Here is an 11,597-nt window from a genome sequence, read left to right on the forward strand (position 1 = left end):
TCCTCCAATTTATTTTTGTTTTATATATTATAACAATAAAAACTAAGAAATATCAATAGAAATAATAAAATTTAGCTTTATGATTAAATATAGTTGTGGTATAATAATAAGAGAATGAGCTGTTTTTAAGGAGGAAAATAATGAAATTAGATGAATTTATATCAAAAATTGCAAATTCTTTAGAAAAAGGAAAAATAATAACATTTTTTTTTAATAATAAGAATGTTATGGATACAGCAAAAGGATTAAGCATATGGTTAAATATCTCTGAAGAAAAGTTAAAAAATATATTAAATGAATTGGTTGATAGCAAAATTATAGTTTTAGAATATGGTATGTATTATTATAAACCGTCTAATGAAATAAAAGGAGTATTAGCTGAATTCAATAAATACTATAAAACACAAAAAAATAAGTTTATAGATGCTATAAGTGAAATACCAACATATGATAAAGAACTAGAAGAAAAGTTAGAAAAATTAACAGAAGAACTATTTGAAAAAAATAGAGTTTTATTTATTTTACAAGAAATAAATGAGATAATAAATTCTCCTAAAAAAATCGAAGAAATAATAGATATGATGTCAGATGTAATAGAATTACATTTAGAATCAGATGGAATATTTTTTCAATACAAGTTATCAAATATAAGTGGAGAAAAAATAGAAATTGAAAATAGTAGTTTGAAAAAATATGTGATAAGTAATTATAATTTTTCAGATAAAATATCAAATGAAGTTATTATAAAATTTATTAAAGAATTTAATTTTAAAATATATAAATATGATATTATTGGAGAAAATAATAATAAAATTGCAGAATTAAAAATATTAAAAAAAGCCAAAGAGATAGAAGAATTTGAAAAAGATTTAGAACTTTTAAATATAATATCTTCGTTAATAGGACAGATGCTAGAAAAGCAAAATTATTTTATAGAAAAAATAAAAAAAGAGAAATTAGAAGTTGATTTAGAATTAGCAAAAAAAATTCAATTAAGTTATATTCCAGAAACATTTCCTGAAATAGAAGGGTTTCAATTTGCCTCTATTTATAAACCTGCGAGAATGGTTGGAGGCGATTATTATGATTGGTTTCAAATTGGAGAAGATAAATATTCTTTTGTTATAGGAGATGTAAGCGGAAAAGGAAGTTCTGCGGCACTATATATGGTAAAAGCAAGAGAAAATTTTAGAGTGTATTCTAAAGACAATATAGACTCAGATAATGTTTTGGAATGTGTAAATGATAATTTATCGAATGATGTAGATGTAGAAAAATTTATGACAGCTTTTTATTTTACACTTGATCTAAAAAATAAAAAGATAAAATGTTCTAACGCTGGACATGATCCTCTGCTTATTGTTAGAGATGGAAAAATAATTAAAGTAGAAATAAGAGGGTTGCCGTTAGGAATAATAGAGAGTTCGACTTATCAAAGTGTAGATATAGAATTGAAAAAAGGTGATGTTATAGTTGTATATACTGATGGAATCCCAGAGTCTAGAAATTTAGAAAAAGAGTTTTATGAATTTGATAGATTTTTAAAAGTATTAAAAGAGAACTATAAAAAAAATCCAAATGAATTAGTTGTTGAAATAGAAAATGATGTTAAAAAATTTATAAAAGATGCTCCACAACATGATGATTTTACAATGTTTATAATAAAATATAATGGGAAGAGTGAAAAAGAAATTTGAAAGGGCAAAGGTGAGAATAGATGATAGGTGAGAGAATATGGCTAGAAAAAGATAGGGAATATGTTTGGCATCCATTTACTCAAATGAAAGACTATGAAAATAAAGATCATGTCTTGATAGAGAGGGGAGAAGGGATTTTTTTATATGATTATAATGGGAAAGAATATTATGACACAATAAGTTCATGGTGGGTAAATGTTCATGGACATAATAATGTTAGAATAAAAAAAGCCATAATAAAACAGATGGAAAAAATAGAACACGTTAATTTTTCTGGATTTACACACACTCCAGCGATAGAACTAGCAGAAAGAATCATAAATTTAATGCCAAAAGATTTAACAAGAGTGTTTTATTCGGATAATGGTTCTACGGCTGTGGAAGTTGCGTTAAAAATGTCATTTCAATATTGGAAAAACAAAGGTTTTGATAAAAAGAAAAATTTTATATATTTTGAAAATAGTTATCACGGGGACACAATTGGAGCTGTTAGTGTAGGAGGCGTTCAAGGATATCATGGACTATATAAGCCTTTACTTTTTGATTCTTTTATAAGTGAAGCTCCTAATTGCAAAAAATGTAAATATAATAAAGAGGCTAATAGTTGTCAACTAGAATGTTTAAATGGAATAGAAAAAATATTAGAAGAAAATAGTGAAACTATAAGTGGGGTTATAATCGAACCATTGATTCAAGCAGCAGGTGGGATGCATTTTTATTCTCCAAGAGTATTAAAAAAATTGAGAGAGGTGACAAAACAATATAATGTTCATTTGATTATAGATGAAGTAGCAATGGGATTTGGAAGAACTGGGAAAATGTGGGCTTTTGAACATGCGGGAATTACTCCTGATTTAGTTTCAATTTCTAAAGGGATTTCAGCTGGATATTTACCACTTGCAGCTACAATAGTTACTGATGATATATATAATGCATTTTATGATGATTATAATAAAAACAAAACTTTTTTTCATGGACATTCTTATACAGCAAATCCACTTGCTTGTGCAGCTGGAATAGAAAGTTTAAAGATATTCGAAGAAGATAAGTTATTAGAAAAGGTAAAAGAAACTAGTGAATATTTAGAAGAAAGTATGAAGGTATTTGAAAATAATGAACATATAGAAAACATTAGATGTTTGGGATTAATTGCTGCAATGGATGTAGTTAAAAATAAAAAAACATCCGAAAAATATGACTCTAAAATTAGAATAGGTAAAAAGATATATGAAAAAGGATTTGAACATGGCTTGGTACTTAGACCGGTAGGAGATACAATATATTATTTTTTACCGTTATCTGTAAAAAAAGAGGATATAAAAGAGATAATAAAAAGAACCCAAGATGTGTTGTTGGGGGTTTTATAATTGCAGAAATTTAAAAAAATATGTGAAAAAGAGATTGGAGATTTTATAAAAAAAATAAAAAATACAGATAAAAATTTAGAAGAGTTTAGAATGGATAATTGTGAATATTTTTTGTTTTTTGAAGATGATAATCCAATTGCTTATGCAATTATAGGAAAAGAGAGTGATGAATATTTTTTATATGATTTTTTTGTAAAAAAAGAAGAAAGATTTAGAAATGTAGGAACAAATTTTATGAAAAATATATTTGAAGAATTATCAAAAAATAATGTAGATGAATTTTATTTGAAAAGTTGGGGGAATAATAAATATTTTTTTTTAAGGAATGGATTTATAGAAGAAAACGGGAAAATTTTTATAAAAGATTTGATGATGTCAAAGAAAAGGCAAAAAGAAGGAATGTTTGGAACCATTGTATCTATAGTTGTAAATATATTTTTATCTATATTGAAAATAATGTTTGGAATAATTGGAAAAAGTCATGGATTGATTGCTGACGGGATACATTCATTTTCAGATGTTATAACATCTGTTGTAATTCTTTTTACGTTGAAAATAGCATCAAAACCAGCTGACAACGAGCACCCATATGGGCATGGACAAGCAGAATCAATTGCAGGAAATATGGTTGGAGTGATACTAATAATTACAGCAGTTCAATTGATTATAGAAAATATAAAATATCTTGTAGTTGGGAAGGATAAAACTGTTCCAGAAGGGATAACAATAATTATAGTTGTAATAGCAATTATAATAAAATTCATTTTATATAAATATAAAATGAATATGGCAATAAAATTAAATAATGATGCTATATTAGCAGATGCAAAAGATCATAAAAGTGATGTTATTTCTTCAATTGGAGTATTGGTTGGAATTTTATTAGCAATTAAATTTTCACCGATTTTTGATATATTAACAGGAATTTTAGTTGCAATATTAATAGGTAGGGAAGGAATAGAAGTTGTTATACATACATCTAATAAAATAATGGATGAGCAAGAAAAAAAGTTTATTTCTTCTATAGAAGAAATAGTTGAAAATACAGCTAAAGTATATAATATCCATAATATATTTATGAAAAGATCTGGCGATAAGGTGTATTTGGCTTTTCATATGAGAGTCAATGAAAATATGAGTGTAACAGAATCACATTTTATAGTAGATGAGGTTATGATAAAAATTAAAAATAAGTATAAATTTGTAGAAGATATCATAATACACGTGGATCCGTTAAGGGAAAAAATATAATTAAAAAAATCAAAAAAGTTCTGTCTTGGGCAGAGCTTTTTTGATTGGTGAACAAATGTAGAATTCTAGTTATTTTAGGTTGAAACTATGTTGAAAATATAGTATAATGTATAAGTTATTTTATAATTGGAGGGTTCTATGGGAAGTTTTTTTAAATTAAAGAAAAAGACTCCATCGCAAATTTTGATAAACTCTTTTTTGGTTATTATTTTTATAGGTACAACATTGTTGTCGTTACCTATATCGAAAACTAATAATGGTTCATTTGATATTGTTACAGCTATCTTTACAGCAACTTCAGCAGTATCAGTAACAGGTTTATCAATTGTAGATGTAAGCACTTATTACAATGATTTTGGAAAAGTAATTATTTTGATATTAATTCAACTAGGTGGGCTTGGAATTATGACATTTTCATCTATAATAATGTTGATAATCGGAAGAAGAATAACTTATGAAGAAAAGAAAATTTTGCAAGAAGATTTAAATCAAGAAAAGCTTGGTGGAATAATACATTTTATAAAAAAGCTGTTTTTTACAGTTGCAACAATAGAATTAATAGGAGCTATATTTTTATTTATAGAATTTTCTAAACAGTTTGGATTTACAAACAGAGCTCTGTTTTATTCAATATTCCATTCTGTGTCAGCGTTTTGTAATGCAGGATTTTCTCTGTTTGGAGATAGTTTAGTACAATATAAAAGTAACTATATTATAAATATAGTTATTTCATCTTTGATTGTATTAGGAGGTATTGGATTTTCTGTAATTAATGGATTTATTGGATATACAAAAACTGGTAAAAAAAAGTTTTCTTTAACATCTAGAATGGCAATAAAAATTAGTATATGGATGATAGTAATTGGGACTATTTTAATATTTTTTACTGAAGGATCAAATGTAAAAACTATTGGAGATTTGAATTTTTTTGACAAATTGTTGGCTTCATTATTTCAAAGTATAACTACTAGGACAGCTGGATTTAATACTGTTTCAATTGGAGATTTGAAACCAGCAACCATATTTTTATTTATAGTGTGGATGTTTATTGGTGCATCACCAGGATCTACTGGCGGCGGAATTAAAACGACAACTTTTGGAGTAATTATTTACTCTGTTTTTTCAATTATAAGAAATAAAAAAGATGTTGAAATTAAAAACAGAAGAATATCTTGGCATATTTTAAATAGAGCATTAGCTATTTTGGTGATTTCTCTTTTTTATGTAATTTTAATAACGTTATCAATTTTAATTGTAGAAGAAAAAGATTTTATTCAAATATTTTTTGAAGTTATTTCAGCATTTGGAACTGTTGGATTATCAATGGGAGTTACTGCTGATTTGACTACGTTTTCAAAAGTTTTATTAATAATTACAATGTTAGTAGGAAGAGTAGGACCATTAACTTTTGCATTAGCATTAGGGGAAAATTTGGAAAAGCCAAAATATAGATATCCAAGAGAAAATATATCAGTTGGATAAAAAAATGTTATTTTTTTATTAGGAGGGAAACAATGAAACAGTTTTTAGTGGTAGGTCTTGGTCGATTTGGGACAAGTGTTGCAAGTACATTATTTGAAAATGATGAAAGTATATTAGCGTTAGATAAAAATGAAGATATAGTACAAGAATCTATAAACAATAACTTAATTGATAATGGAATCACTGTAGATGCAACAGATATGAATACTTTAAAAAATTTAGGAGTAAGTAATTTTGATGTAGCATTTGTATGTATAGGGACTAATATCCAAGATAGTATATTAATAACGTTAAATTTGAAAGAATTGGGCATTCCTAAAATAATAGCAAAAGCTTTAACCGAAGCACATGGAAAAGTTTTGAAAAAAATTGGAGCAGATGAGATTATATTTCCAGAAGTATATATGGGGCAAAGGGTAGCGTTAAAAGAGATTGATCCTAATATTTTGGAACATATAAAATTTTCAGATAAACATATTTTGGTAGAGATAAAAGCACCAAATAAATTTTACGGAAAGACATTAGAGAAATTGGCATTAAGAAAAAAATACAATATTAATATAATAGGAATAAAAAGAAGCGATAAAGAATTGGAAATAAATCCAATGGGAGATACAAAAATAGAGAATGGAGATACATTAATAGCTATCACTGATTCAAAAACAGCAAAAGAACTAGAAGAGCTATAACAGAGGAGGAGCAGAATTGTTTAATTATGATGTATTAGTTGTTGGGGCAGGTCATGCTGGATGTGAAGCAGCGCTTGCAGCAGCAAGAATGGGGTTGAAAACAGGAATTTTTACAATAACTTTAGATAATATAGGAGTAATGTCTTGTAATCCTTCTGTAGGAGGACCTGCAAAAGGTCATCTTGTTAAGGAGATAGATGCACTTGGTGGAGAAATGGCAAGAAATGCAGACAAAACATCTATTCAAGTTAGGGTGTTAAATACAAAAAAAGGACCAGCAGTTAGAGCTTTAAGAATTCAAGCTGATAAAAAACTTTATCATATGGAAATGAAAAAAACATTAGAAAATACAGATAACTTAGACGTTATTCAAGGATTGGTTACAGATATATTAGTAGAAGATTCTAAGATAATTGGATTAAGAATAAAAGAAGGTATGGAATATAGAAGCAAAACAATAGTTATAGCAACAGGTACATTTATGAGAGGGCTAATACATATTGGAAACACTAAATTTAGAGGTGGAAGAATGGGTGAACTTCCTTCTGATGAGTTGCCAGAATCACTAGAAAAAATTGGGCTAAATTTAGGCAGATTTAAAACAGGTACGCCTCCAAGAATTGATGCTAGAACAATAAATTATGAAAAAGTAGAAGAGCAACCTGGAGATATTGGGATTTTAAAATTTTCAAAGAGAACTTCTGATGAGGAAACTTTGAGTAAAAAACAGGTACCTTGCTACATAACATACACAAATGAAAAAGTTCATAATTTTGTATTGGATAATATAGATAGAGCTCCTCTTTTTAATGGTTCAATACAAGGGGTTGGACCTAGATATTGTCCTTCTATTGAAGATAAAATAGTAAGACATCAAGATAAAGCAAGGCATCATATATTTTTAGAACCAGAAGGGTACAATACTAATGAGATATATGTAAATGGTATGGCAACAAGTTTACCAACAGATATACAGTATGAAATGTTACAAAATATGGTTGGATTAGAAAAAAGCAAGATAATGAGATATGGGTATGCAATTGAATATGATTATATACTTCCAGAAGAATTAAAATATACTTTAGAGACAAAAAAAATAAAAGGATTATTTTTAGCAGGACAAATAAATGGAACTTCTGGATATGAAGAAGCGGCATCTCAAGGATTAATTGCAGGTATAAACGCAGGATTATTGGTACAAGGAAAAGAACAAATTATATTAGATAGAGCAGATTCGTATATAGGGACTTTAATTGATGATTTAGTAACAAAAGGGACAAAAGAACCATATAGAATGTTTACAGCTAGATCAGAATACAGACTTGTTTTAAGAGAAGATAATGCAGATTTAAGATTAACAGAAATTGGATATAAAATAGGTCTAGTACCAGAAAAAGAATATAATAGAGTTAAAGAAAAAGAAAAAAATGTTAAAGAGACTATTGAATTAATGGAAAATATAAATGTGGGGCCATCTAATGAAAAAATTCAAAAATTATTAGATGAAATTGGAGAAACTAGATTAAAAAGTGGGACTACAGCGAAAGAGTTGTTAAAAAGGCCTAAAATTAAATATGAAAATTTAAAAAATATATTTGATGAAATAAAAGAATTTTATAGAGAAACAGAAGAGCAAATTGAAATACAAGTGAAATATGAAGGATATATTGAAAAACAGTTAAAAATGATAGAAAAACATAAAAAATTAGAAAACAAAAAAATATATGATGATTTTAATTATGATAATGTTATGGGATTAACAAACGAAGCAAGAGAAAAACTAAAAAAAATTAGACCTATAAATGTTGGACAAGCATCAAGGATTTCAGGGGTATCTCCAGCGGATATAGCTATATTAATACTTTATGTAGAGGGAAAGAAAAGATGAAAAAAATATTAGAAAAAGGGTTAGGAATAATTAATTTAAAATTAGATGAAAAAACTATGGATAAATTATGTGTTTATGGAGAGTTTTTGCAAAAAAAAAATAAGATTGTGAACTTAACATCTATAATAGATGATGAAGGAATAATAGAAAAACATTTTATTGATTCATTGTTATTGCAAAAATATTTGGAAAATTATGAAGGTGTAGAAATTAAAAATGTTATAGATGTTGGAACTGGAGCTGGTTTTCCAGGTATGGTACTAGCAATTGTAAATCCTAATATAAATTTTACTTTAATAGATTCAATAGGAAAAAAAGTAGAGTTTTTAAAAGAGTTAAAAGAAAAATTAGGAATAGAAAATGTGAATATTTATAAAACAAGAGCAGAAGATTTTATTAAAGAAAATCGGGAAAAATTTGATATTGGAGTTTGTAGAGCAGTATCGGAGTTAAGAGTTATTTTAGAGTATATAATTCCTTTTTTAAAAGTTGGGGGTTCTTTTTTAGCACAAAAAGTTAATTATGAACAAGAGTTAGAAGAGGCAAAGAATGCTTTAGAATTATTAAATGGAGAAGTTATAAAAATAGATAAAATGAGATTGCCATTTAATGGTGAAAATAGAGTTGTATTAAATATAAAAAAAACTAAAACGACAGACAAAAGATATCCGAGAAGAGCAGGAATACCGGTAAAAAGACCATTATAAAGAGGTGAAAGATGAAAGTAATATCTATTTTAAATCAAAAAGGTGGAGTGGGGAAGACAACAACAACAGTTAATTTGTCAAGTTATTTAGCTAAAATGGGAAAAAGAGTATTATTGGTAGATATGGATCCACAAGGAAATGCAACTACTGGAATTGGAATTGATAAATCAGAATTAGAAAATTCAATATACAACCTTATATTAGATGATGTAGCAATAAAAAAAATTATAATTAATAGAAAAGAAAATTTAGATGTTTTACCAGCAAAAATAGATTTAGCAGGAGCTGAAATAGAATTAGTTGGGAAAATATCTAGAGAAACAAGACTAAAAAAGAAATTAGATGAAATTAAAAATGAGTATGATGTTGTATTGATAGATTGTCCACCTTCTTTGGGGCTACTGACATTAAATGCACTTACAGCATCTAATGATATAATAATACCAATACAATGTGAATTTTATGCATTAGAGGGTTTGAGCCAACTGTTAAATACAATAAATCTTATAAAAAAAGAGTTAAATCCTGAATTGAATATAGCTAAAATATTACTTACAATGTATGATAAAAGATTGAAACTATCTGAGGAAGTTTCAAATGAAATTAGAACTTATTTTAAAGAAAAAGTATTTGAAAATGTAATTCCAAGAAATATAAAATTAACAGAAGCACCAAGTTATGGAAAAACTATAGACGAATATGATATGAATTCAAATGGAGCAAAAGCATATTATGAAATTGCAAAGGAAGTGATAAATAGTGGAATCATCTAAGTCATCTAAAACAAGATTAGGAAAAGGATTAAATGCCTTAATAAAAAGTGATAAAAATGACTCAGAAAAAAACAGTTCAAATTATATATTAGAGATAGAGATTGATAAAGTAAAGCCGAACCCACTGCAGCCAAGAAAAAAATTTGATGAAAGTAAAATTATAGAGTTGGCATCTTCTATTAAGGAAAATGGGATATTACAACCTATAATCGTTAGAGAAAAAGGAGATATATATGAAATAATTGCTGGGGAAAGAAGATATAGAGCATCTTTATATTTAAAATTAGAAAAAATTTCAGTTATAGTTAAGAATGCTGCAGAAGATGAAAGTTTAGAATTAGCTATTATAGAAAATATTCAAAGAGAGGATCTAAATCCTATTGAAGAAGGAGAAGCTTATCAGTCATTGATAGTTAAATATGGTTATACTCAAGAAGTGTTAGCAAATAAATTGGGAAAAAAAAGAAGTACAATAACGAATACATTAAGATTATTAAAGTTATCCACTAAAATAAAGCAAGATATTATTGTGGGGAAAATTTCTTCGGGACATGCAAGAGCGTTATTATCATTAAAAGATGAAGATGAACAAGAGAAACTATCTAATAAAATAACAAAAGAAAAGTTATCAGTAAGAGAAACTGAAAAGTTAATAAAATTAAAAAAAGTTGTGAAGAATGAAAAAGTAAAACATAGAGAGAAAAGTATTGAAACAATAGAGGTAGAAAAAAAGCTAACAGAATATTTAGGAGCTAAAGTTAGAATAAAAAAAATGAAAGACAAAAAAGGACAGATAGTTATAGAATATTATTCAAATGGGGATTTGGAAAGATTATTGGAAACAATTTGTATAACAAAATAAGGAGAGAAATTTTATGGCTCAAGATAATGATAGAATAAAAAAAATAATATCAAAAATAGATGATTTGCCAACACTTCCAATTGTAGTTACGCAGTTAATGGAATTAGTGGATAATCCTATGAGTACAGCAAGAGATATTAATAATGTAATAAAAACTGACCAATCTTTAACTGCCAAAACATTAAAATTGGTAAATTCAGCTTATTATGGGTTTCCAAGATCAATAGCAACTGTTACAGATGCAGTAGTAATATTAGGGTTTAATACAGTACGTAGTTTGGCTCTTAGTGCTACAGTTTGTAAAATGTTTTCTGGAAAAACAGAAAGTTTTGATAGAGGAGAACTTTGGGAGCACTCAATTGCAGTAGCATTTGCATCTAGAATTATAGCAAAAAAAGTAAAATATCAAGAGGAAGAAGAAGCGTTTGTTGTGGGACTTTTGCATGATATTGCTAAAATTGTAGAAGATCAATATTTTCATGATGATTTTGTGAAAGCAATAGAAGAATCAAAAAGTAAAAAAATAGATTTAACAGTAGCTGAAAAAGAGTATATAGGAATGGATCATTCGTTAATAGGTAGAAGAGTAGCTGATAAATGGAGTTTACCTTCTAAGGTTACAAAAGTAATAGGGTATCATCATCAACCACAGTTTGCAGGAGTAGGAGAAGATAAAGTATTAGCCTCAATAGTTCATGTGGCAGATGTTGTAGTTAAAATAAGAAAAATTGGAAATAGTGGAAATTATGGTCCATTGTCAATAAATAAAGCTGCAGTAGAAACATTAAAAATATCAAAAAAAGATTTAGCAGACACTGTACAAAAATTAGTAGTTGAGATGAAGAAAGCAGCTGATTTTTTAAAGATAGTTCAAGAATAGA

At 27.1% G+C, this 11,597-nt stretch carries 10 protein-coding genes; all 10 read left to right on the forward strand.

The features are described from left to right. Positions 1-140 precede the first annotated feature (140 nt). The 10 genes from RDY08_RS04475 to RDY08_RS04520 all read left to right on the forward strand — a co-directional run bounded on the left by RDY08_RS04475 (position 141) and on the right by RDY08_RS04520 (position 11,596). Positions 141-1,697 carry a PP2C family protein-serine/threonine phosphatase gene (locus RDY08_RS04475; RefSeq protein ID WP_307905232.1) on the forward strand — a complete coding sequence of 519 codons (1,557 nt, stop codon included), beginning with the start codon at positions 141-143 and terminating at the stop codon, positions 1,695-1,697. Between the two features lie 20 nt (positions 1,698-1,717). After that, entirely contained in the window at positions 1,718-3,064 is a 1,347-nt protein-coding gene (bioA, locus tag RDY08_RS04480; RefSeq protein ID WP_307905233.1) for an adenosylmethionine--8-amino-7-oxononanoate transaminase, read from the forward strand. Next, positions 3,065-4,315, forward strand: coding sequence for a GNAT family N-acetyltransferase (locus tag RDY08_RS04485; protein WP_307905234.1), 1,251 nt, complete (start codon positions 3,065-3,067; stop codon positions 4,313-4,315). Positions 4,316-4,453: 138 nt separating this feature from the next. Beyond that, entirely contained in the window at positions 4,454-5,797 is a 1,344-nt protein-coding gene (locus RDY08_RS04490) for a TrkH family potassium uptake protein (RefSeq protein WP_307905235.1), read from the forward strand. 32 nt (positions 5,798-5,829) lie between these two features. Further along, a complete protein-coding gene (locus RDY08_RS04495; protein ID WP_307905236.1) occupies positions 5,830-6,486 on the forward strand; it encodes a potassium channel family protein in 657 nt (218 codons plus the stop codon). A 16-nt stretch (positions 6,487-6,502) separates the two neighbouring features. Beyond that, complete coding sequence (gene mnmG / locus RDY08_RS04500; RefSeq protein WP_307905237.1) at positions 6,503-8,374, forward strand: tRNA uridine-5-carboxymethylaminomethyl(34) synthesis enzyme MnmG; 1,872 nt, start codon at positions 6,503-6,505, stop codon at positions 8,372-8,374. Beyond that, on the forward strand, positions 8,371-9,081 hold the full coding sequence (gene rsmG / locus RDY08_RS04505) for a 16S rRNA (guanine(527)-N(7))-methyltransferase RsmG (protein WP_307905238.1): 711 nt from the start codon (positions 8,371-8,373) through the stop codon (positions 9,079-9,081). The genes mnmG and rsmG overlap by 4 nt, the downstream gene beginning before the upstream one ends. Positions 9,082-9,092: 11 nt before the next feature. Further along, on the forward strand, positions 9,093-9,854 hold the full coding sequence (locus RDY08_RS04510) for a ParA family protein (RefSeq protein WP_307905239.1): 762 nt from the start codon (positions 9,093-9,095) through the stop codon (positions 9,852-9,854). Further along, on the forward strand, positions 9,841-10,716 hold the full coding sequence (locus RDY08_RS04515) for a ParB/RepB/Spo0J family partition protein (protein ID WP_307905240.1): 876 nt from the start codon (positions 9,841-9,843) through the stop codon (positions 10,714-10,716). Before RDY08_RS04510 ends, RDY08_RS04515 begins: the two co-directional genes overlap by 14 nt. A gap of 13 nt (positions 10,717-10,729) precedes the next feature. Beyond that, positions 10,730-11,596 (forward strand): HDOD domain-containing protein, encoded by an 867-nt coding sequence (locus RDY08_RS04520; protein WP_307905241.1) that lies wholly within the window; start codon positions 10,730-10,732, stop codon positions 11,594-11,596. The last annotated feature ends 1 nt before the right edge of the window (position 11,597 follow it).

The sequence above is a fragment of the Haliovirga abyssi genome, assembly GCF_030295325.1.
GTDB classification, from domain to species: domain Bacteria; phylum Fusobacteriota; class Fusobacteriia; order Fusobacteriales; family Haliovirgaceae; genus Haliovirga; species Haliovirga abyssi.